At 50.8% G+C, this 21,814-nt stretch carries 20 protein-coding genes; 2 read left to right on the top strand and 18 right to left on the bottom strand.

The genetic code is table 11. The annotated features are described in order from the left end of the window. Positions 1–115: 115 nt before the first annotated feature. Together istB and istA are read right to left on the bottom strand one after the other, a co-directional pair. Positions 116–883, bottom strand: a complete 768-nt coding sequence (gene istB, locus V5G20_RS13175; RefSeq protein ID WP_008409491.1) for an IS21-like element helper ATPase IstB — start codon at positions 881–883, stop codon at positions 116–118. Beyond that, entirely contained in the window at positions 880–2,103 is a 1,224-nt protein-coding gene (istA, locus tag V5G20_RS13170) for an IS21 family transposase (protein ID WP_008409807.1), read from the bottom strand. Before istA ends, istB begins: the two co-directional genes overlap by 4 nt. A gap of 233 nt (positions 2,104–2,336) precedes the next feature. Here istA and V5G20_RS13165 point away from each other — a divergent pair, with 233 nt between their 5' ends. Then, positions 2,337–2,780: a hypothetical protein gene (locus V5G20_RS13165; protein ID WP_227277621.1), complete on the top strand. Its 444-nt coding sequence runs from the start codon at positions 2,337–2,339 to the stop codon at positions 2,778–2,780. Positions 2,781–2,917: 137 nt separating this feature from the next. Here V5G20_RS13165 and V5G20_RS13160 read toward each other — a convergent pair whose 3' ends face one another. The 7 genes from V5G20_RS13160 to V5G20_RS13130 form a co-directional block, all read right to left on the bottom strand. Beyond that, positions 2,918–3,865, bottom strand: coding sequence for a DMT family transporter (locus tag V5G20_RS13160; RefSeq protein ID WP_024984162.1), 948 nt, complete (start codon positions 3,863–3,865; stop codon positions 2,918–2,920). After that, complete coding sequence (locus tag V5G20_RS13155; protein WP_081607691.1) at positions 3,843–4,589, bottom strand: GntR family transcriptional regulator; 747 nt, start codon at positions 4,587–4,589, stop codon at positions 3,843–3,845. Before V5G20_RS13155 ends, V5G20_RS13160 begins: the two co-directional genes overlap by 23 nt. Positions 4,590–4,738: 149 nt before the next feature. Continuing rightward, entirely contained in the window at positions 4,739–5,065 is a 327-nt protein-coding gene (locus tag V5G20_RS13150) for a hypothetical protein (RefSeq protein ID WP_024984160.1), read from the bottom strand. Positions 5,066–5,070: 5 nt separating this feature from the next. Next, positions 5,071–7,611: a DNA topoisomerase IV subunit A gene (gene parC / locus V5G20_RS13145; RefSeq protein ID WP_327970482.1), complete on the bottom strand. Its 2,541-nt coding sequence runs from the start codon at positions 7,609–7,611 to the stop codon at positions 5,071–5,073. 2 nt (positions 7,612–7,613) lie between these two features. After that, the gene (locus tag V5G20_RS13140; protein WP_024984158.1) at positions 7,614–9,572 is read right to left on the bottom strand and encodes a DNA gyrase/topoisomerase IV subunit B; all 1,959 of its coding nucleotides are present in this window, start codon (positions 9,570–9,572) and stop codon (positions 7,614–7,616) included. Between the two features lie 367 nt (positions 9,573–9,939). After that, positions 9,940–11,067: an Rv1355c family protein gene (locus V5G20_RS13135; RefSeq protein WP_003385672.1), complete on the bottom strand. Its 1,128-nt coding sequence runs from the start codon at positions 11,065–11,067 to the stop codon at positions 9,940–9,942. 34 nt (positions 11,068–11,101) lie between these two features. After that, entirely contained in the window at positions 11,102–11,953 is an 852-nt protein-coding gene (locus V5G20_RS13130) for a hypothetical protein (protein ID WP_003385673.1), read from the bottom strand. Between the two features lie 221 nt (positions 11,954–12,174). Between V5G20_RS13130 and V5G20_RS13125 the strand changes: the two genes are divergently transcribed. Continuing rightward, positions 12,175–12,552 (top strand): general stress protein, encoded by a 378-nt coding sequence (locus tag V5G20_RS13125; protein ID WP_003385674.1) that lies wholly within the window; start codon positions 12,175–12,177, stop codon positions 12,550–12,552. A 53-nt stretch (positions 12,553–12,605) separates the two neighbouring features. On the opposite strand, the gene V5G20_RS13120 is transcribed toward V5G20_RS13125, so the two are convergent. The 9 genes from V5G20_RS13120 to V5G20_RS13080 all read right to left on the bottom strand — a co-directional run bounded on the left by V5G20_RS13120 (position 12,606) and on the right by V5G20_RS13080 (position 21,749). Continuing rightward, complete coding sequence (locus tag V5G20_RS13120) at positions 12,606–12,908, bottom strand: DUF1292 domain-containing protein (RefSeq protein WP_003385675.1); 303 nt, start codon at positions 12,906–12,908, stop codon at positions 12,606–12,608. Between the two features lie 77 nt (positions 12,909–12,985). After that, on the bottom strand, positions 12,986–14,416 hold the full coding sequence (locus V5G20_RS13115; protein ID WP_031932869.1) for an ATP-binding protein: 1,431 nt from the start codon (positions 14,414–14,416) through the stop codon (positions 12,986–12,988). A 119-nt stretch (positions 14,417–14,535) separates the two neighbouring features. Further along, a complete protein-coding gene (locus V5G20_RS13110; RefSeq protein WP_003385677.1) occupies positions 14,536–14,706 on the bottom strand; it encodes a hypothetical protein in 171 nt (56 codons plus the stop codon). A gap of 44 nt (positions 14,707–14,750) precedes the next feature. Continuing rightward, a complete protein-coding gene (locus V5G20_RS13105; RefSeq protein ID WP_003385679.1) occupies positions 14,751–15,599 on the bottom strand; it encodes an ABC transporter permease in 849 nt (282 codons plus the stop codon). Beyond that, a complete protein-coding gene (locus V5G20_RS13100; protein ID WP_338463445.1) occupies positions 15,596–16,525 on the bottom strand; it encodes an ABC transporter ATP-binding protein in 930 nt (309 codons plus the stop codon). Before V5G20_RS13100 ends, V5G20_RS13105 begins: the two co-directional genes overlap by 4 nt. Continuing rightward, entirely contained in the window at positions 16,518–18,773 is a 2,256-nt protein-coding gene (locus V5G20_RS13095) for a hypothetical protein (RefSeq protein ID WP_338463444.1), read from the bottom strand. The genes V5G20_RS13100 and V5G20_RS13095 overlap by 8 nt, the downstream gene beginning before the upstream one ends. A gap of 18 nt (positions 18,774–18,791) precedes the next feature. Beyond that, a complete protein-coding gene (locus tag V5G20_RS13090) occupies positions 18,792–19,868 on the bottom strand; it encodes a PD40 domain-containing protein (protein ID WP_003385683.1) in 1,077 nt (358 codons plus the stop codon). Beyond that, on the bottom strand, positions 19,865–20,428 hold the full coding sequence (locus V5G20_RS13085) for an RNA polymerase sigma factor (protein WP_003385684.1): 564 nt from the start codon (positions 20,426–20,428) through the stop codon (positions 19,865–19,867). The genes V5G20_RS13090 and V5G20_RS13085 overlap by 4 nt, the downstream gene beginning before the upstream one ends. 172 nt (positions 20,429–20,600) lie before the next feature. After that, a complete protein-coding gene (locus V5G20_RS13080) occupies positions 20,601–21,749 on the bottom strand; it encodes a PLP-dependent aspartate aminotransferase family protein (RefSeq protein ID WP_338463443.1) in 1,149 nt (382 codons plus the stop codon). Positions 21,750–21,814: the final 65 nt, after the last annotated feature.

Here is a 21,814-nt window from a genome sequence, read left to right as displayed (position 1 = left end):
CACCTTAACCCCGAAATTGGAATTAATAGCTGGTCATTGTTCTGTGTCAACGCCGACTTTATTTTGACCCACCATCGCCGGTTTAGAATTGACCCACCCGGCGATTTTTTGTTGGTTAGGTGGTAGAGGGGGAGCCGTAGGCTCCAGTCCTCATCTTCTCACGAAGTCGGTAACTATTCCCCCTAATATTGACGATGTGGGAATGGTGTAAGAGCCGATCCAGGATAGCCGTAGCAAGTATCGGATCGCCCATCAGTTCCCCCCATTCACCGAAACTCTTGTTGCTGGTCAACAGAATACTCCCTCTCTCGTATCTTGCACTTACTACCTGGAAAAAGAGGTTAGCTGCCAAACTGTCAAACGGTAAGTAACCAATTTCGTCAATAATCAGGAGCTTTGGTCGAATATAGATGCGTAGGCGTTTATCCAGCCTGTTTTCCGTGTAAGCTTTTCGCAGATCTTCGATGAGTTGCGAGAGACTGACAAAGTAAACGGATATCCCTTGCGAGATGGCTTCTACAGCCAACGCCACCGCCAGATGACTTTTTCCTACTCCGGGAGGCCCTAAGAACAAGACATTCTCGTGTCGGGTTACAAAAGTCATCGTGGCCAGCTCTCGAATCAACCGTTCGTCAATGCTGGGTTGGAAAGCAAAATCGAACTCCTCCAGCGTTTTTCGGTAAGGCAAGTGTGCGAGTTTGGTGCGTACCTCCATATTCCGTTTTTGACGTTCCGCTATCTCTGCATCTAGAAGCATGTTGAGAAAGGACAGATAGGTGGGCTGTCCATGACTTGCCGCTTCCAAATGGGCATCCAAGAGTAGAGCCGCTTGCTGAAGCCCAAGTTCCTCAAGACGTAGCCGTGCCTGTTCCAGTTCAATCATGCTCCCACCCCCGTCAGCTGCTCATAGACATCCAGCGAACGCACTTCCACTTGCTGCGATGAAATCTGTCGGGCTTGCGGACGTGGATAGGCATATCCTTGAGCAGTCGTAAGACCTGCATACTGGTTTTCACAAAAAACAGTTGCACGGGATCGATAGACCTTTTGGTGTCGAGCAATACATGTGCCGTCGGCCCAGATTTCCACCCACCCATTCACTTCTCGCACGGTACCCTCACGTCCACTGTACCTCCATGGAACCCCATATCGTACACCATCGTAGCTAACAAATCCGTCTCGGCTGACCTGTCTCGGTTCATGCAAGTATTTTTCCCATCGTTCAGCTGAAGGGATAGGCGACAGATTTTCCTCACGGAGTCGGTCGATGGGACGTTCGCCGGTTGTTCCATGAATACGGCGGTTAATCCGCTCGCACCAGTGTAGGGCTTGTTGATTGAGATCCTGTAAATCAACGAAGCGTTTGCCAGGAAGAAAGTTGTTTTTTACGTATTGAACGCCTCGTTCCACTTTTCCCTTTGTTTCGGGGCGTCGAACTTTGCATACTTTTGGAACAAGCCCAATCGCTGCAGCAAAGTCGGCAAAAAGCGGATGCCAGCGAGGTTTTCGATCATCTCCCATGCCCAGTACGACGGTTTTCATCTGGTCGGTCAGCATTACCTTTGGGATGCCCCCAAAATATTCAAAAGCATGAATCAAGCAACGAAGAAAGCTGTGAATGTCACAACGCTTAGTGAACTCTATATAGGTGGAACGAGAGTACCCCAATACCATGACAAATACCGGCACTTTTCGGACTGTACCGTCCAAATCTACGTAATCACACAGTCCCCAGTCGACCTGTGCATATTCACCAGGTTTCGTCTCGTAACGAAGAACAGCGGGAACTTGTTTGGGAGGACGGAAGTCCTTCACATAGTCTTTCAAGATGGTACGTCCCCCGGTATACCCCTTTTCTCGTAGAAGATCGAATAAAACCTCGCAGTTATAGATACCTTCTTGAAGACGTTCCTGCAGGAACGGTTTATACGGATCAAGCTTGGAACCACGAGATTTACGGGTTCCCTTTTCGGGGGAGAATTCACCCCGGAGATATCGGCGAACTGTATTTCGAGAATGCCCCGTTAGACGGGCAATTTCACGAATACTCTTGCCTTCTGCCCTCATGGTATGTAACGATATCACTATCCCACTCCTTAGCATGTGTCTCCCTCCGAAGATTAACTTGGCCGTTAATTACGAAGGGGATATATTCGCTATGGGTGGGTCATTTTCTTTCCGGCGAACCTGGGTCAATTATATCCCGGCGGTGACATTCTGCCAGCGATATAGTTATACCATTTTTGTGAAAAATGTGAATATTCCCGTTTTAATAGATTTACAATAAGTGGTTTGAATGGTAATATTTATACATAACCAAAAATCAGGAGGTGATTGTGTTGAAAAAATTTGCTCAAGCTGCTTTATTCGTATTACTATCTACAGCTTTTGTCATTCCTTCACATGCTCTGGCTACTAGTACCCAACAGTCTTTGGATGCGGTTTCCCCTACTGCGACAACAACACAAGTGGCAACTTTTACGAACCTAACCAAAGGTACCAGATTTCTCGACTCCGAATGGTTCTATCTTAATACACCTGGTTATATTACAGTTAATGTAACGCAGAGTAATAAATCCTACACCCCCATCATGTACTATCGAATATTAAGAGATAATCCTGATGGCACCTCTACTTTCTTTGGCACTGCTGAGATTACTGGAGAGGGCTCCTTTAGTTTCACAAGCAAGAAAGAATTGCCTATTGGCCAATACTACATTCGGTTTAATAGCAACCAATATGGGAAGACGTCTGGAACCATTTCTGTCACTACTCCATAACTCCCCCTTTCGTTATTGAGGCTTTCTGATGAAGGCCTCTACTCTTATTTTTTGCATTTCCATTGAATTACTGTGATACGTTATTATATGAGTCTGTTTTATTTTTTACCATCCCTGAAACTCGTTTCCCGCTTAGATCACCCCCTCCCTACTATCTGTTCTGCTCGCCGATCAGTCGCTTTTCTCCCGCTGCCAAGTGTCACCGTACACACGCCTGCAATGACCAGGACGATCCCGATACACTGGACCCAGGTCATGCTCGAGCCGTAAAAAAGAACGGCGATCCAACAAGCATTGATCGGCACCAGGTTCATGTAGATGCTGGCTTTGCTGGCTCCGAGACGGTGAATACCCTGATTCCAGAGAAAAAAGGCGAGAATCGTCGCGAAAATCGTCATATAAGCCATTTCTCCCCATGCTTGACCGGACATGTGCGGTACACGATCCCAGCCGCCCGCTGTAAAGGACCATACGATGAGAAAAAACGCGCCTGCCATCGTTGTCGACGCAGTTGTCAATAACGGCGATACCCCTTTCATCACGACCTTGCCGATCAAGCCGTAAAGCGCCCAGCATAGGAGCGCCGACAGAAACAACAAATCACCTGCATTAAACGACAAAGAAGTCATCGCTTCCCACGAGCCCTTGACAATCACGAGGAAAACGCCGGAAAGCGACAACAGCAAGCCAATCCCAAGCTTCTTATTCCACGATTCCTTTAAAAACAAGACAGCCCCCAGCGTAATCAATACAGGGGAGTTCGCCATAATCAATGACCCGTTAATCGCCGATGTATAGGAAAGTCCGATAAAAAACAACGCATTGTAGGCGAACACTCCTGTGACTGACATTAACAAAAGGCCCAGCCAATGTTTTTTCATTTCCGCCACCTGCCACTCGCCGCGCAGAAGTGTAAAGACAAAGAGAATCAGACCGGCCGTTCCAAAACGAAAAGCGGCTGCGGTTATCGGCGGAACTTCCGTGATGACGTGCTGGGCCGCCCCGAAAGCCCCTCCCCAGAAAAGCGGAACGGTAAACATCCAAATGTATATGCTCCAATCTTTATTGGCTGTTTCGGTTTTCACTTCCGTTATCCCCTTTGCTGATCCGCCTTTTTTGACTGCTGCTATCCTGCTCCGCTCGTACCAACACCTCATACACCTCTTGCATCGGGCGCAGCCAGTTTTGTCTCATGATTGCTGCAGCCGTTTCACTGTCCCGATTCTCAAACGCGCGGATCATCCGTTCATGCTCAAGCACCGATTCTGTTTTGGACCCCACGGGTTGTTGCAGAAATACGTATTTCAAGCGGCGCACGTGGAGTTGCAGGATGGATGAAAATTGCGTAATGTACGGGTTGTCCGCAATCTCCAAGATCAAATCATGAAACTGTTCGTCATGCTCCATCGCTTGAAACAGCTGCTCCTCTCCGATCGCAGTCCGGTAATCGTTATTGACATCGACCAGCCTGCGGATATCTCCGGTCGCTATTTTCCTCGCAGCTTCTTCGGCAGCCAGCGCCTGAAGAGCGGCAAGCGGCGGGTATATTTTCGGCACGTCCTCTTTGGTTATGGTCGTGACTTTGGTTTCTCTGCCAGGGTACGTCTCGATGAATCCCTGGGTCTGGAGCAATTGCAGCGCTTCTCGGACCGGCGTCCGGCTGATTCCCAGCGCTTCCGATAACTCTGCATCGAATAATTGCTCACCCGGCTCCAGTGTTCCATCAATGATCCAGCGCTGGAGTTGGTGAAATGCTTTTTCTTTTGCAGACATCCGTACAGGTGATTGATATCCTCTCGGGATTGGCATGTGCTTACACCCTCTTTCTGATTTGTCAGAAATATATCGCATATATATTTCATTGTCAAGAACATGAGGACATTTCCGCCATGAAAACATCTCCTTGGAATGCAAAAACCCCCGGTGTCGGGGGTTCTCACGCGAAAGCTGCGCTTTTTTTAGACAGGTGAAAATTGTGAAAGGACGGTCGGCTGACGGAGCTCAGAACCGTTTGGCAAAGCGATGACCAGCGTGCCAGTTCCATCTCCTCCATCATCCTCCCAGCGGAATCCAAACGTCAGTTTCTTCGCTTCCGTTCCGTCTGAAAAAGCCGCCAGCAAGCTGCCCATCGTCTCGGGCAAAATCGGCACGGCTACCCGATTCCCTTGCTCATCCGGAATGGACAGGAGCTTGGGCGCATCTGCGAAATACTGAACCGTATCAGCGAGCAGGGATACTTGCTGCTGAGTCAATTGCGATACAAACGCTTCAAAAGGCACTCCCATTCCGATCATTCCTTTTCTGGGTCGTCAAACAAGCTTTGCTGGATCAGCGGTTTTTTCTCCTCACCGCGTGGAGCGGCCTGCAGCTCTTCATTGACTTTTGAGGAAGCGTCCTCCTCTTCGCCAGTCAGAACCGCTTCATATGCGACGCTGCGGACTTCTCCTTCGACTGCGGCCCTGCCAATACCGCCTTGTTCCGTGATGCCAACCTGTTCAGCCTGTACCTGTACCCACTCCTGTTTGTCTGTCAAGGCATAGAGGGTCTCTTCGACAGTCACGGCGACCACCAGATGGGGATGCGTTTTCCGTTTGCGGATGAGCTGCACCCCTTTTCCGGCCCTTCCCTGCAAGGGGATGCTCTCCAAATAGGTGCGCTTCAGGGTCCCTTCTGCAGTCAAAATGCTGAATACCCGCGGATCTTTCTCTTCGATCGACAATACCCCGACCACATGATCGCCTGCTGCGAGGGTGATCGCCTTGACACCGCTGGAAGCCCGTCCAGTCGGGCTTACGTCGCTCTTCAAGAAGCGGATGCCCATCCCGTCTTTCGTGACGACGAGGAATGCTCCCTTCTCCTCCGCCGCAAACGCAGCGACATACTCATCCTCTTCGGATTTCAGCTTGGCCGCTACCAGCGCGCCGGAACGATTCGTTTCGTACTCGCTCAAAGCCGTTTTCTTCACGAGACCCGAGCGGCTCATGTGAACGATTTGCAACGGCTGCTTGAAGTTCTCCACGATCGCAAAACCGATTACGCGCTGATGCTTTTCAAGCGGAATGATGTTGACGAGCGCCGTGCCGATGTCTTTCCATTTGTCGTCAGGAATGGCATGCACCAACGTGGCAAAATACTTGCCATCCTGCGTGAAAAACAGCGCTGTATGGGACGTGTTCGTCTCGATGAAGTAACGGACCCGGTCTCCTTCCTTCACTCCACACGTATCGATCGTCCCTCCCATCGACTTGAACGAACGCGGACTTGTCCGCTTGATGTAGCCTTCGTTGGTCAGGGTGACGATGCAATCCTCCGCATTGATCTGCATGGCGATATCCACCTTGATTTCCTCGATCTCGCCCTGTATTTCTGTCAAACGTGGATCTGCGTACTTCTTTTTGATCTCGTTCAGCTCGGACGTAATTACCTGGATCAGCTTTTTCTCGCTCTCCAGGATCGATTTCAGCTCGGCAATCTCCTTGGCAAGCGTCTCCAGCTCTTTTTCCAGCTTGACGATGTCCAGGCGGGTCAAGGAAGCAAGCTGGATGCTTAGAATGGCATCGGCCTGCGGATCGGTAAAGCCGTACTTCTCCATGATGTTTTTCTTGGCATCGGCCCGATCTTCCGAGTCCATGATCGTATCCACGACCTGCCGCAAGATCGATTTCGCCCGAATCAGGCCTTCCACCACGTGCTCGCGCTTGGTTTTTCGATCGAGGTCGTACTGGGTACGCCTGGTCACGACTTCCTTCTGGTGATCGATGTAGGCGACGAGCAGCTCTTTTAATCCCATCTGGCGAATCGTGCCTTCGTGAATGACGTTCATGTTGTAGTTGTAATAAATTTGCAAGTCGGTGTTTTTGTAAAGATAGTTCAAGATCGGTGTCTCATCCACATCCTTCTTGATGTCGATGACGATCCGCACCTTTTTCTGCTCCGCCTCCTTGCGGCCGGTCTCGTCCCGGACGGCAAGAGCCCCTTCGATTTTTCGCTCCATGACGAGCTCATCGATCTGGGCAACCAGCTTGGACTTGACCACGTCGTAAGGAATTTCCGAGATGACGATTTTCTTCACCTTGGCTCCCTTTGGCTCCTCGACATGGGTTCTGCCGCGGATGATGAACTGTCCGCGCCCTGTTTCAAAAGCCTTGCGAATGCCGGAGATCCCTTGGACGATTCCCCCTGTCGGGAAATCTGGCCCTTTTACGTAGGTCATCAGCTCATCCAGACTGATGTCCGGCTTTTTCATTTGAGCAATGGCCGCATCAATCACTTCGCCGAGATTATGTGTCGGAATATCCGTGGCAAACCCTACGGCAATCCCCGAAGCTCCGTTCACAAGCAGATTGGGGAAACGGGACGGCAGCACTGCCGGCTGCTCCGCCGAATTGTCGTAGTTCGGGATGAAGGTAACGGTATCTTTCTCGATGTCCCGCAGCATTTCGTTGGCGAGCGCCGAAAGACGGGACTCGGTATAACGCATCGCCGCAGGCGGGTCGGCATCGAGGCTGCCGAAGTTGCCATGCCCCTGAATCAGCACCTGGCGCATTTTCCACCATTGCGCCATGCGGACCATCGTTTCATAAATGGCGGCATCTCCGTGCGGATGGTACGTCCCCATCACGTAACCGACTGTTTTCGCCGATTTCCGGTACGGCTTGTCATGGGTGTTTCCCTCTTGGTACATCGCGTACAAAATACGGCGCTGCACCGGCTTCAAGCCATCGCGCGCATCGGGGATCGCGCGGGACAGGATGACCAGATTGGCATAATCGCCAAAGCGTTTTCCCATGATTTCCGCAAAGCTTTGTTCGATAATTTGATTGGACAGCATGCTTATTCATCCTCCCCCACTTCAAAGGTGACGTGGCTTTCAATCCACTCTCTGCGGGGCGGTACCTTGTCGCCCATCAGTACCGTCACCAGTTTTTCGCAGTGGGCCAGGTCTTCCAGTTGAACCCTGATCAGTTTGCGCGTTTCCGGATTCATCGTCGTTTCCCACAGCTGATCCGGATTCATCTCGCCCAAACCTTTGTAGCGCTGCACTTCAGCACCGCGGCCAAGCTTTTTGAGGGCTTGTTCCAGTTCGTAATCACTCCAGCAATATATCGATTCCGCCTTTCCCCGCCCCTCTTTTTTCACCTGATACAAAGGCGGCTGGGCGATATAGAGATGCCCGGCTGCAATCAGAGGCTGCATATAGCGGAAAAAGAAAGTGAGCAGCAAGGTCTGAATATGCGATCCATCGACGTCTGCGTCAGACATGATGATGATTTTGTTGAACGCGCAATTCTCGATCGAAAAGTCTTCGCCGATATCCGTTTCCAGCACTTCCAGCACTGTGCGGAATTCCTCGTTGGATAGGACATCGGAAAGCTTGGCTTTCTCTGTATTGAGCGGTTTTCCCCTCAATCCGAAGATCGCCTGAAATTCGGAGCTCCGTGCTTGCTTGGCCGAGCCTCCGGCAGAATCCCCCTCCACGAGGAACAATTCATTGCGCTTCGGGTCTTTATATTGCGGTGGAGCAAACTTCTCCGAAATGGACTTGCGTTTCTTTGTATTTTTGCTCTTTTTGTCTCCGCGCAAAGCCTCCCGCTGTTTTCGCAGCTCTTCCCTGATTTCTGCCGAACGAATGGCCTTGTCTACGAGCAGCTTTCCGACTTCCGGGTTTTCTTCCAGGAAAAAGCCCAGCTTTTCCGAGACGATCTGCTCCACGATTGTCCGCGCTTCTTCGTTCCCGAGTTTGTCTTTGGTCTGGGATTCAAACTGGACGTCAGCCATCTGCAAAGACAGAACCCCGAGGAAGCCTTCCCGCAGGTCGTTCCCTGTCAGGTTGGCGTCCTTTTCCTTCAGGTAGCCTTTTTTTCGGGCAAACTCGTTAAATACCCGGGTCGTCCCGTTGCGGAAGCCTGTCACATGCGTACCGCCATCCGTGGTCGGAATCGAGTTTACGTACGAGACGAGGGTCTCTGTGTAGCCGTCGTTGTATTGAAATGCAAGCTCCACGTAGACGTTATCCTTTTCCCCTTCGAAGTAAACGACCGGATGGAGGGTATGCTTGCCTTCGTTTAAATATTCGACATAGGACTTGAGGCCATCCTCGAAGTAAAATTCCTCCTGCTTTTTCTCCGGACCCCGCTCATCGATCAGTACCATCCGCAGTTTCTTCAGCAAAAAGGCAGTCTCGCGGAACCTGTCGCGAATCAATTCATAGTCAAAGCGAGCGTTTCCAAAGACCGCCTCGTCCGGCAAAAAGCGAACCGTCGTACCCGTACGTCTTGTTTTTCCGGTAATAACGAGATCCGTTACCGGCTTGCCCACATGTTCATTTCCTGCCTCGTCCACGACATAGGCAAATTTTTGCTTGTGCACCGAGCCCTCGCGGTGAATCTCTACTTCCAGCCATTTCGACAGCGCCACAACCACACTGGAGCCTACGCCATGCAGCCCGCCGCTCTTTTTGTAGCCTCCGCCGCCAAATTTTCCGCCGGCGTGCAGGGTCGTGAAAATGACCTCGGGCGCAGGACGTCCAGTCTTGTGCATGCCGGTCGGAATTCCCCGGCCGTGGTCTTCCACGCTGACACTTCCGTCTTTATGTAAAGTTACAATGATTTTATCGTTAAATCCGGCTAACGCCTCATCCTTAGCATTGTCAACGATCTCCCACAAAAGATGGTGAAGACCGCGACTGCCCGTAGAACCTATGTACATCCCCGGCCGCTTGCGGACGGCTATCAATCCTTCTAGAACCTGAATGTCTTCTTCGGTATATCGGAGTGCATCTGTTTCCTTCAAGCGCTTTCTCCCCTCTACTTCTTTCACTGCAGTTCCGCCAAGGTCGCTGGCGAAGTCTCGTTATAAAAGCGAACACTTAATCGCTATTGTACCGTATGGAAACCATTGTATTCAATGTTTAGCCGCCATTTCGGACGGAAAAAGACTTGCGAATGCGTATATGCCGATCAAAAAAAATGTATCGAATCCCCAGAGCGGCGCGCTTTTGCCGACAATGCTGCCAGCAAACTCTCACCATTCAAAACGGTGACTGCTGACGAGTCATCGCGAATAGAGTGGTTCCGCGGGTGCTTGCGATCCATTTGGCGCAACAGAAAGCCATCTCACGCTGCGCGAGATGGCTGGTGACATGTTTTTTTGCAAAAGCCTACACAAGATTCTCCTGCCTGTCGGAAACGATTTCCTCCATATCGACGAAGTACCGGCCTGAACCGGTAAATTGCCCCAACGAGATTCTGCGGCAAACATCTGCGCCCACTGCGGCTCCCAGAGAAACAGACGAGGCAAGCTGGGGCCAGGTCATAATGCTCTTCCCCACCTCCTGCAAAGACGCCTTGAGCCGTTCAGACATCGTTTCATAACCGACGATTTTCAAAACGGCGGGAATCTTCTCCTGGTCGGACAACCCCTGCAGCCGGCTGTAATCCAAACCTTCCGCCAATCCGTGAAGGATGGGGCGGTCCGGCTCCAGATCAAAGCGTTCGACGTCCAATAATCCGCGGTCGCTCGTATCCATGACGACTGGTATTCCATGCAGCCGCGCTTTCTCCCTGGCGAGAATTTTAATATTGAGGCTGTCGCACTCATCTACGAGAATATCCAATTTGCCGCCATCCCATAAGAAGCGTTCGATATTTTCTTCTGTAATACCTTCCGGATAGCAAACTACCCGCAGATATGGGTCAATTTCCGCAATTTCCCTCGCCGTAATCACCCACTTGGGCAGCCCGAGCTGGAAGACACCGGCCCGGATACGGTTTAAATTGGAAAGCTCCAATGTATCAAAATCGGCGATCCGGATTTCACCGCAGCTTCTTTCCATCGCCAAAGTCAGGGCGATCGATTGACCGACAGACAGCCCGATAACGCCGATGCTTTTTTCAGAGAGCCGCTTTTGCTCCTCCGCCGTTATTTTGTTGCGGTTCCGATTGGTCCGCACAAAAATGAAATCCTCTTCGTCCAGCAAGTGAACCAGCTTTTTCCTCCACGGATAATACACCCATACCCCATGAAAAGAGATGGGTGTGGAGCCGAGGTACTCGTCCACCGCGGCAGACAGCTCTTCGGGCGAAAAGCGTATCCCTGCATGTTTCGCCTTGATCATCTCCTGCAATTGGGGACGCAGACGATCAATGACTTCAGGACGTTCCGTCTCCATCAGCTCGCTTACACGATGCTGGTCTTCGATTCGTGACAAGCGAAAAAACTCCGGACGCCAAACGAATCCCGTTTCCTCTTGCTTCGTTCCCGGTTGCCAATCATGGAATGAATGCATGCATAATCCCCCGCTTTCAGACGACTTGTCCTGATTACAAAATGATCGTGTATCCATTCAGCTCTTTTTTAAAGGGCTCCACTTGCGGCGAAACAGTGTACAGAGCGGGCTGCTCTTCCACGGGAGCACCCGGCTTCCAGTACTTTGAAAATGTATTTCGCATCTCGTCATACTCTTTGGCCTCACTTGGCAACGCGAATGGAACCGGAATCAGACCGAATCCAGATTCCGCCATATACTTCTTTACATGGGGCGGGAGAATAATAAACATCGTCCCCCATTCGGCCCTTTGGGCGAAGTCCACCATCGTGGAGAGAAGCATGCGAAAAATATATCGTTTGTGCAGTTGAAGGATTTTGAACATAGTCGCATTCGGATCCTTGGGAAACATATCCAGGATGGGATGGAAGGAAAAGCGGACAAATTCTACCGCCTTCTCCCTCCTCTCTACCCCTTCAAATAAGTCGTAGCAATCAAGCTCTGATCCCACGACTGCCCGGGCCGTGGCCAAAACAACAGAGTCATTTCCCAAATCCTGTTGGACAGTAAAAACTTGCGACTTGTCATCTACTTCGTAACCGATCGGAACATATTGCGTAGGATCGCTCAGATACCGGTAGTTGTAACTGAAGCTGATAATATCCTGCACCTGTGACCACGCCGACGCATCTGCCTGTGTCGGACTTGCCCAGTAATACAGGCGGCTGTTCAGGACATCGTCCGGCCTCTCCATCAATGGTTTTGACAGTGAGTGGTAGAGCTGATTCAGCTGGACGGAAGCGAACGAATCGGGATGCTGAAATCGTTTTAGGGGAAACACGGAGTAAGGACTGGTACGTAGAGGCACATGCTTGGCGGTTACAGAGAATGAATGTGGCGTTGGCATTGTGACAACTTCCTCCTGTCATCTTCCCTGCCAGACGACGGGTTCGGAAGGCGTGATGGGGTAGCTCGCGTCTGTCGCATGGGAATAATTACCTGATTACATGGTTCTACAGAAATTTCCGTTTTCCTCCAAATCTATCTATGATTTTCCAAACGATGTTTTTCATCGTTATGGGCAAGCTACGAATGAGCGAAAACCGCAGGCAAAAAGGGGGAACTTCCTTGATCAGCGCAACGAAACCTTTCGTGAAATTTCACCGTTATGACCAGGAGCTGGCCTCCGATATACAGGCTCTGAATGCTTCCGGCTATCACAAGGACGATATCTGGGTACTCAAATGGAATCCGGACAAAAATCACTCCAATCAGCGTGACAATTACTACAAGTACAGTACTCATTTTGAGAGCGCAGTTGGAAATATTGACAGCAAGGCTCACTTTTTCGACAATGGCGGGGAAGAATTGCGGACACGTCTCGAAAAGCTGGGTTTGACAAAGGATGAGGCTTCCGCGCTAGTCCGGGAATTGCAAGAGACCGATTACACCTGCCTGCTGGTCGTTCGCGATCTGAAGGACAACATCATCAAAATGAACGATTAGCAACAAAAAGACCGCTGCTCGTATATGCAGCGGTCTTTTTGTACATTTCTTTCTTATTCGTTCTCGATCAATTCGATGCCTTCAAGCACTTCGTTCAGCTTATTGTAAACGGCATCTTCCTCGTTTTCTTCCAGCGGTACCATTTCGCCACCGTCTATTTGAAATACGAAAATGTCAACTTCCTCTTCCAAATCCTCGTCGCTATCCTCGTCTTCGACAGCTTCTGTAAGGGCTACGTACTCTTTCCCGTTCAATTCGAACATTGCGATGACTTCGAAATCGCCCAAAGGCTCTCCGTTTTCGTCGTCAAGCGTGATGACGTCACCCAGTTCCAGGTCTTTTTCCTCAGCGGTCAATGTGTTCACGTCCTTATTGATGAAATTGGCTACTTCCTTCCCATCATACCGGTTTTTTCCTCAGGAAGCAAATAAGCTTAGACAACAGGCAGCCTCACCTCAAACGTGCTTCCTTCCCGTTCCTTGCTCTTGACCGTGATTTTTCCGCCCAGGCTGTTGATAATTTTATAGCTGACCATCAGACCCAGCCCCGTTCCTTTTTCCTTCGTCGTAAAAAAGGGCTCGCCAAGCTTTGGCAATCGATCCTCCGGTATGCCACAGCCGTGATCGCGGAAACGGACCACTACAACATTGTCCTCGCGCTCCACCTCTACATGCACCTCTCCACCGTCAGGCATCGCCTCGATCGCGTTTTTCAACAGATTGAGAAATACTTGCTTCAACTGATTTTCTTCGCAGCGAACCGGGGGCAGGTCTGCATCATATTTCGTGACAATTTGTACATCGTGCATAATCGCGTGCGTTTCCGCGAGCAGGATGATCTGCTCAAGCATGGGACGGATGTCATGGAGATTAAAGACAACGTTGTGAGGTTTGGCCAAGACGAGAAACTCGCTCACGATATGCTCAATCCGGTTTAGCTCAGAGAGCATGATGTCGTAGTATTTCGGTTTGTCTTCATAGCGGGATTGCAATAGGTGGAGGAAGCCTTTCAACGAGGTAAGCGGATTGCGAATCTCATGAGCGACACCGGCAGCGAGTTGCCCGATAATGGAGAGCATCTCCGACTTTCGCAGCATTTCCTCGGCCTGTTTTCTTTCGGTTACATCAAGCAAAATGCCGATCACTGCCGGAAGCCCTTTGTACACCGTCGTTTTTTGCAGCACTTCCAGCTCGACTGTGCTCCCATCCTTTCGCAATCCGCGAAAAGGATAGCGCATCGAGTGACTGGTATCCTTGTGGCTGTTTGTTGTTTCATCGGCTGTTTCCACGGGGAGGATGACTTCGTCCATTCCCAGCTTCATCAGCTCTTCCTGAGTATACCCAAACATATCCGCCATATGCGGATTTACGTAGACAAAGCCGGGTTCGTTCACATAGGCGATGTATACGCCAACCAGCGTGTCTTCTACAAGACTGCGGTACAGTTCTTCCGTTTCTTTCAATTCTCGTTCCATTTGTTTTCGTTCGGTAATCTCTGTAAGCGAACCGACTACTTCCACAACGTCGCCAGAATCCGTAATCGGCGCCAATGTCGTTGTAAATATCCGATCGCCGATCGAGGCTTCGTATTCGACAATTTGACCTGCATAAGCACGTTCATACAAAGGGAGTATTTTTTCCTCGTTACAGGTCAGCAAGATCTCTTGCAGCTTTTTTTGGCCGATTGATTCAGTCGTCAGCCCAAAATCCCTGGCCAGCTTACCTTCTGACAACGTAAAAATAAAAGACCCATCTTCGCCGCGTTTGTACTTGAAAATCAGATTATGTACATTTTGTATGGTCCGGCGCAGTTCATCCCGATACAGATCGATCGCCTGCTTTCCATCCCTCTCTTGCGCTTGCAACCGGAAAGCACTCCTTTATAACAATGTTCAGATGGGTCATGTATTCGCCATTTTTTTCCTGTATCCTCTTTTTTTTCCGAAAAAGAAAGGCAGCCTACTCAAAGCAGGCTGCCCTGTCGCTATTCTTTCACTTCTTGAATGACTCCTTTTTCCATCAAAAACGCTTCTTCTGCTTGAAGGATCATAATGATCGCATCCCGCTGCACGTACTTCCCGGCCTCGGCCAGGCGGCGTTCCACGAAGCGGAGCATTTCTTCAAAATCGATAATCTGAATGTCCTGATCACTCACCGCGTATTCCCCCTTTTTCTATGAACCTATTGTACATGAATGTTCTACTTCTTCCAACTCCACCATTTTCGCCGGATCGGCCTCAAGAGATATGCGCTCCACAAGACAAGCAAAATGCTCAGTACCAAATAGAAGCACGAAAAAAACAGCCAAGGGGTGAAATCGAAGCGAATAGTAGGCAGTACTGACTCGCCCAGTATGGCGAACAGCACGATCACCGGATTGATCCCGGCAAGGTATTGAAGCTCCGGCCTGCCCCACACTTCCTGCTGGAGCGACCGATCAGGGGTCAGTTGAATCAGAATCTCTCCGAGAAAGAGGAAGAGCAGACCAGTTACCACGACAAAAAAGAATGCAATGCCGTACGCGATGATCGTGCTGACTGCCGTCCGCTTGATCCAGGTGGAACAAAAAAGCCCGAGCGATCCGAGGAACATGATGTTCACACCGAAGAACAGAGCCAGTGTCAGGAGCTGTTCCGGGGATACGCTGCCGTACAGCATGACGATACTGTACAGAGGCATGGATGCAATCACGAGCAAGGATGTGAAGGCAAGCGAAGTAAACAGCTTGCTCCAAATAATCGTCCTCGGCGACAGTTGAGTGGTCAGCAGGATGTTCAGTGTCTGCCGCTCTCTCTCGCCGCTTACCGCGCCCGCCGTCAAGGCCGGCGCCACGAAGCAGATCATGGCGTAGTGAAGGGCTGCCGAGATGACGAACAGGTCTTTGTTTTGCCCGAGGCTTCCGGCTTTGATCGGATTGACGATCAAAAAGCCAAGCGGAATCCCTCCCATGATCAACAAAAACAGTGCCAATGTCCAAACTGTTTTTTTGGAGCGAAAACGTTCACGCAGCTCTTTGACGATGATCGGATTTAATGATGACGACTTCATCTTCCCGCCACTCCTTCCGTGATGGCGAGGAAGACAGCCTCCAGATTCTCACTCGACTCACCGAAGTACGACACGGCTACCTCTGCCTCGATCAGTTTTTGCAGCAGCTCCGCTTTCTGATGGTCGCTTCCGATGAAACGAAACCGAAAACCGTCCATGTTTTCCTCCAAATCTTCCACAAACATGTTTTCGGCCAAGATAAGCGCTGCCCGATGGTGATTTCTGAGTGTTTTCACCATCATCAGTGTCACTCCGCGCGCCCGAATGCTCACTTCATCCAATCCGCCGCAAGCGATTAATCGGCCTTTTTCGATAATTCCGATGTCATCACAAAGCTCAGCCAGCTCTGGCAGAATGTGCGAGCTGATCAGGATCGTTTTCCCCATACAGCGTAGCTGCTTTAAAATTTCCCTGAGCTCGATTCGCGCCCGGGGGTCCAGACCGGATGCCGGCTCATCCAGAATCAGCACCTGCGGGTCATGGATCAGGCATCGAGCCAGACTGAGCCGCTGCTGCATTCCGCGGGACAGAGAGTCAACATAGGCTTCCGCTTTGTCCGACAAATTCACCAGCTCCAGCAGGTCTGCGATCAGCGAGCTTCTTTTTTGCGGAGCTATTTTGAAGGCACCTGCGTAAAAATCAAGGTACTCGACAGCTGTCAAATTGTCATACACGCCAAAAAAGTCGGGCATGTAGCCGAGTGACTGGCGGACCTCAGCCGGTTCCTTCCGCACATCGTAACCGCAGACGAACGCCTCGCCTTCGGTTGGCTCCAGCAATGTCGAAAGGATCATCATCGTCGTGGATTTCCCCGCCCCATTTGGGCCAATAAACCCGAATACCTTTCCTTGCTCGATCCGTAGCTGGAGATCGATGAGTGCTTGCACCTTGCCATAGCTCTTGCTTAGGTGAATGGTCTCAATCATTTTGCTTGCGCTCCTTTCCCTCCACCTGGAAATACGGCATCGGCAATGCCAGGCGTTGCTCTCCCGGATTTGAGAAGCGGATCAGAATCGATCCATCGGGGGTAAGGTACTCACGAAGCTCCTTCTCAAGCATCAGCCGTTTATCCCTTGGCAGCGGCATCCATTTGCCGCTCTTTTGATGGAAGACCTCTTTTTCGAAGGGACGAAACATGCTGTGGTCGAGAGGCACGGTCAATTGAACCGCTGTCTGCAGGGCCTCGCCCAATTGCAGGGCAAAGGTTGCACTGCCTTTGGACAGCTCCCAGAGACCATCACTGTTGGAATCGAAATCGCCTTTTACTTCGTGGATATCGACACGCAGCATCCCGAATGGATATGTGATGTAGCCATTTGCATCCGGTTCGAGCTGAACATTTTGCGCGATGACATTCCAGTGATGGTCCCGATGGGGAAGCTTCAGCGTGAAAGGAGAAAGCGGCTCCTGATTGATACCCTTGATTCGGATCGTGTTGCCACTGCCATATGCCAGGACATCATCCTGCATGCGGCGAACGCGTTGTTCCGGCGTCTCTTCACCCTCGGAAAATGTTTGACGAGGAACGTACAGAGACTCCAGCTTTACATCGATATTCTTTCCCTCCCCCTTTTTCAGGCTTCCTATCGGGATGCGCTGAAACCCAACCTCCAGATAGGTTTGTTCAAGCGAAAACACGGTATCGTTTTTGATGCTGCCCGTGATGCGGTCTCCTGTTACCCGGAGATGGGTCTCGATTTGTCCTGTATCGCGCAGCATGCTGAATCCTACCGTTTGCCGGGGGGTCAGATACGGGACATTCTGAAACGTCAGAATGCTGTCACCACTGTTTTTCCCTTCCGCGACCATCCCTTCCGGCTCGTAATCATTTCGTCCGACAGACAGCGGTACCGCCACGGTTCCCGGTTTGGTATCGACGTCAAAATTCCCGCCGCTTACGACCAGGAAAGAAGAAGCGGTCATCGCCTCCGCCGCCTCTTTATCCAGCAAACGGACCTTTGTCACGGCATAGCTGACGTCTTCCGATACGACCATAGGCTTGCCCAGATAAAATATCCCTGTACTGAGCAAGACAGCCGCCCCTGGAATGATGGCCCAGGCCCATTGTCGTTTCTCTTTGCGTTTCAAGAGCCAATACAAAACGGGAGCGACGATGAGTACATACAGCACCCATAATCCGGCCATCATGACCGGGTCAGGCGTTCTTACCTGCGGAATCTGTCTGCTCAGTTCCAAAGACGGACGCCCAAGCTGGTCAAAGTACATATTATTTGACAAGGTGTTCTGAATGCCGTGTTGTTGAAAGACGTTTTGCCAGAGCTGTGCGTTGTATTGCCAAGATGCCAACGGTTCTTGCGAAACATCGTAATTGACAAACAGAAATAACCCTTCGCCCATTTTCCGAGAGACGAATAAAGGCTGACGCTCATCGTAAACAGGGATGTCAAGAGAAGGTATGATTATTTCCGAAAGGTATGGACGGAGACCTTCCGTTGCTGATATTTTTCCATGCTCGTGTGATTTCAAGGAAAGGAGGTCCGAGAATCTCTCCGATACCCTCGGTTGATCCGGTCCTGCCGAAAAAATGAGAACCCCGCCTTGCTTGACCCAGAGTTTGATCGCCTCTACTTGCTTGTCTCCAAGGGCCGAAACGTCATTTCCACCTAGCGCCAAAATATCCAGGTTGTTATATTGCCACGGCACCTCAGGCATCAGCTCGGGTGACAAATTGTGGACGATATAAGGCGCCCTGACACCGGGACCAGGTTGGTTCATTGCCAAAAAGTGAAAGGCGCTGTCGCCGGAGTGCAACACGCCTATGATGATACCGTCTCTGGGGTAGGGCAATCGTACTTTTTCACTTTTCACCGTCCTGCCATTCTCGACCAGGTGCAGCTTCCAGTCGTTCATCATCATTTCGGCCGGGAGATCGAAAAAAATCTGTTTCTTCTCTCCCTCTTGCAAGGTCAAGGGCTGTTTCAGTATGACCTTGCGGCTTTGCTGCCTGTAAGGATCTTTTCGCAATTCTACCGTCCCGGAAAAAGGCTTGTCTCTGCTTGTTACCGCTACCTCCAGCCTCATCCAGGAATCGTATTTGACAATGCCATCAAGAGGGACATTAACGGTTATCTCGTAGTTCCCTTCTGCAGCTGCGGGTGCAGCTGCTGCCCCCAGACAAAGCACTATCAAAGCGAGCAGCCATTTCCATTTCATGCCTCTATCCTCCGCTCGTCATCGTGACGCAATTGAAATTATGGTCTTCGTCTCACCCTTTTGCTTTTGAGTCAAAAGCAGGTGGTTGCGGTCGCTGGACCACTGAGCCTTGACCAATGCGCCATCCCCTAATCTTCGAATGGGAACAATCCGTATCTCAGGCGGGTCTTGACTCATCTGGGCTTGCTTCATTTTTCCATCCGGTGTGGTAAATGTAAGGCTGTCGTCATTATTCCATGATGGCCATACGCCTGCCTCCAGCTTTGTGACCGCCCCCGACCGTACTTCCATAACGTGGACGGTGTCCTGTTTTACAAAAGCCAATAACCTTCCGTCAGGCGACCACTCCGGCTGCGTTCCCTCGACCAGCTTCCAGTCTTGCATGGCTACGGTGCTGCTGACCCAAATCTCCTCGGTTCCATCGCTCGTCTGCCGCGTATAGGCGATGCTTTCATCGTATTGCGACCAGCTTGGAGCTCCGAGTACAACGCCTTTTTCTTCTTTCAGGAGCCGTTTGCTCGAAGGACGATTCTCATCTGCCAAGCTGACAATCCACAACCGCGAAAACTCTTCTGCCTGTTCCACAACAGCCAGTTGTTTTCCGCGATTTGACCAGGCTACTGCCGTATACTCACCGCCGCCATCGGAAAGGACAAGGGTCCCTTGTGACTGCGAATGATCCGGCTCTCTTGTCTTGACAACCCTCTTGTCTTCCACGTAGGCAACAACGGTACCATCCGCATTCAGGTCAACCAGCGGCTCCGTCCCATCGGTGGCGAGCGTCATCACCGAGTAGTGACGCACCGACGGAGTATTGTCTCCCCACATACCGAAGCATACAGCAAGCAGCAGCAACAGAAGGCCGCCGCTTGTCACCAGCAGCAGACGGCGGGCTTTGCCGCTTTTCTGGCTCGTCTGCGCTCGTTTCCGTTCCTGCTCTAGCTCTTGTATCCGTTGAAGCAATTGCTTTTTCAACTTTTCTTTGAGCATATAGTTAACCGGTACTGCCCGTCTAAGTTCCTGAAGGTGGGAGAGAAGCTGTGCAATGGTACCTTCGTCATAACCGTCGTTGGGGAAGCGCTCTTGGTCTCTCATTGGTTGTCTCCCCTTTCGTACATCCTCTGGAGCTGATGCAAAGCCCGATAGGAGATCATTTTTACGCTTGATTCCGTTTTCCCCAACACTTCTGCCACTTGGCTGATTTTCAAGTCGGCAAAATAGCGCAGCGTCAGCACATCCCGCTGGTCCTGCGTCAATAATTCCAGACGGTCCCGAAGCATGCGAATATCTTCATTCAACAGTGTCAACCGCTCCGGCTGCCACGTCTCATCTGCTTCCGCTCCCACAAACATTTCCTGATCCACCGGCACTTCCCTGTTTTTTCGCATAAAATCGACATACGTGTTGTGGGCAATCCGAAAAATCCAGGATGCAAAGGGACTGGTTCTGCTGTATTGTTCAAATTTTTCTAGCGCTTTTAAAAAGACCGTCGTGGTCAAGTCATCCGCGTCCCAAGAATTCCGGACTCGGCAGCGAAGATAGCGGTTTACCCGGTCAAAGTACTCATCGTACAGTTCGCTAAAATCGCGCGCTTCAAAATATTGATTTGATGACTCGGTGGACGGCCCTTCCGATCGTTTAATCGCCATCTCCATACTGTTCGTCACCCGCTGCAAGACGAATCTTGGGTACAAAATTGGGTACAAAAAATCGACATTGCAGGAGCTTCCCCCCTTTTGGACTACATCAAAGTACTACGTTTCAAATGGGTAAAATGTTACAGGATTTGGCGAAAAAAATTGTTAAAAAAGGTAAGGTGTTGGAAAATCATGTCAACAATGCCCGATTAAGCTCTTCCATGATATCTTCTGCCGCCTCAATCCCTACCGACAAACGGACCAGCCCCATGGTGATTCCGCTTGCGGAACGCTGCTCCTCTGACAAGGCCCGATGCGAGGTCGTTACTGGATGAGAGACACTTGTCTCCACGCCAGCCAGCGAAGGAGCGAGCTTGATCCAACGCAAGGAACGATAAAAATTGTACACCCGGCTCTCATCGGCAAGCGTAAATGAAACCATCGCCCCCTGCTTTGGACGGACGAAGAAGGCGGTGTGTTCCGCGTCCGGGTAAAGCGTCTCTTTTACAGCCGGATGGTCCTTGAGAAATTGAGCGACCCTGCTGGCATTGTCACATTGTTTTTCCATGCGAAGCGCCAATGTTTTGAGTCCCCGCGCGGTCAGCCAGGCTTCAAACGGACTGAGAGACGCCCCGTAGTTGACTATCACTTGTCGGGCACGCTCAATCAGTTCTTTCGACCCGACCAGAACACCAGCCGTTACATCGCTGTGACCCCCAATGTATTTGGTTGCCGAGTGCACTACCAGATCAGCTCCGAAGAGCGTTGGCTGCACCAGATAGGGGGTCGCGAACGTATTGTCGACCATGACCGTCAGACCGTAGCTTTTTGCTTGCTGAATCCAATAGGGCATATCGACAACCGTCAGCAAAGGATTCGTGATCGTTTCCATGAAAAACAGCTTGGTGTTGGAACGGATATGCTTGTCGAGCGAATCAAGACGATTCAGATCAATGCCCTCCGCAGATATTCCGAGTTTGGCCAATTCGTGAAACAGCAGATGATAAGTGCCTCCGTAAATCTCATGAGAGGCAAGCACATGGTCCCCCGGTCCCAGGACAGAAAGCAGACCAGCCATAATCGCTCCCATTCCAGAAGCAGCACTGACTCCCGCTTCTGCCTCCTCCAGGCGGGCCACAGTATCCGCCAGCTCATGCTGGTTCGGGTTTCCATTTCGTGTATACAAGAACCCCCCTTCTCCGGCATAATATCGCTCAACATCCTCCAGACTCGAGAAAGCGAAAACAGACGTCTGGTAGATGGGAGTAGCTTTCCCTTTTACCTGTCTCAGCGGTTCGTGTCCAATATGTACGGTTTTGGTTTCAAAGCGGTCTGCCACGCTAACCCCTCCAATGTCACATTTCCTAACATTATATCATGTGCCTACCTCTGTCGATCAAGTGA

The organism is Brevibacillus borstelensis (assembly GCF_036700025.1).
Taxonomy (GTDB): domain Bacteria; phylum Bacillota; class Bacilli; order Brevibacillales; family Brevibacillaceae; genus Brevibacillus; species Brevibacillus borstelensis.
The sequence above is the reverse complement of the archived record's forward strand: the minus strand, read 5'-3'. Positions and strand labels throughout refer to the sequence as shown.

What these genes read in the sequence shown, in the direction of transcription:
- istB (WP_008409491.1), bottom strand. Translation starts at nt 883, where the DNA reads ATGATTGAACTGGAACAGGCACGGCTACGTCTTGAGGAACTTGGGCTT.
- V5G20_RS13135 (WP_003385672.1), bottom strand. Translation starts at nt 11,067, where the DNA reads ATGCATTCATTCCATGATTGGCAACCGGGAACGAAGCAAGAGGAAACG.
- V5G20_RS13105 (WP_003385679.1), bottom strand. Translation starts at nt 15,599, where the DNA reads ATGAAGTCGTCATCATTAAATCCGATCATCGTCAAAGAGCTGCGTGAA.
- V5G20_RS13130 (WP_003385673.1), bottom strand. Translation starts at nt 11,953, where the DNA reads ATGCCAACGCCACATTCATTCTCTGTAACCGCCAAGCATGTGCCTCTA.
- V5G20_RS13085 (WP_003385684.1), bottom strand. Translation starts at nt 20,428, where the DNA reads ATGGAGATGGCGATTAAACGATCGGAAGGGCCGTCCACCGAGTCATCA.
- V5G20_RS13155 (WP_081607691.1), bottom strand. Translation starts at nt 4,589, where the DNA reads ATGCCAATCCCGAGAGGATATCAATCACCTGTACGGATGTCTGCAAAA.
- V5G20_RS13090 (WP_003385683.1), bottom strand. Translation starts at nt 19,868, where the DNA reads ATGAGAGACCAAGAGCGCTTCCCCAACGACGGTTATGACGAAGGTACC.
- V5G20_RS13095 (WP_338463444.1), bottom strand. Translation starts at nt 18,773, where the DNA reads ATGAAATGGAAATGGCTGCTCGCTTTGATAGTGCTTTGTCTGGGGGCA.
- parC (WP_327970482.1), bottom strand. Translation starts at nt 7,611, where the DNA reads ATGCTGTCCAATCAAATTATCGAACAAAGCTTTGCGGAAATCATGGGA.
- V5G20_RS13150 (WP_024984160.1), bottom strand. Translation starts at nt 5,065, where the DNA reads ATGGGAGTGCCTTTTGAAGCGTTTGTATCGCAATTGACTCAGCAGCAA.
- istA (WP_008409807.1), bottom strand. Translation starts at nt 2,103, where the DNA reads ATGCTAAGGAGTGGGATAGTGATATCGTTACATACCATGAGGGCAGAA.
- V5G20_RS13100 (WP_338463445.1), bottom strand. Translation starts at nt 16,525, where the DNA reads ATGATTGAGACCATTCACCTAAGCAAGAGCTATGGCAAGGTGCAAGCA.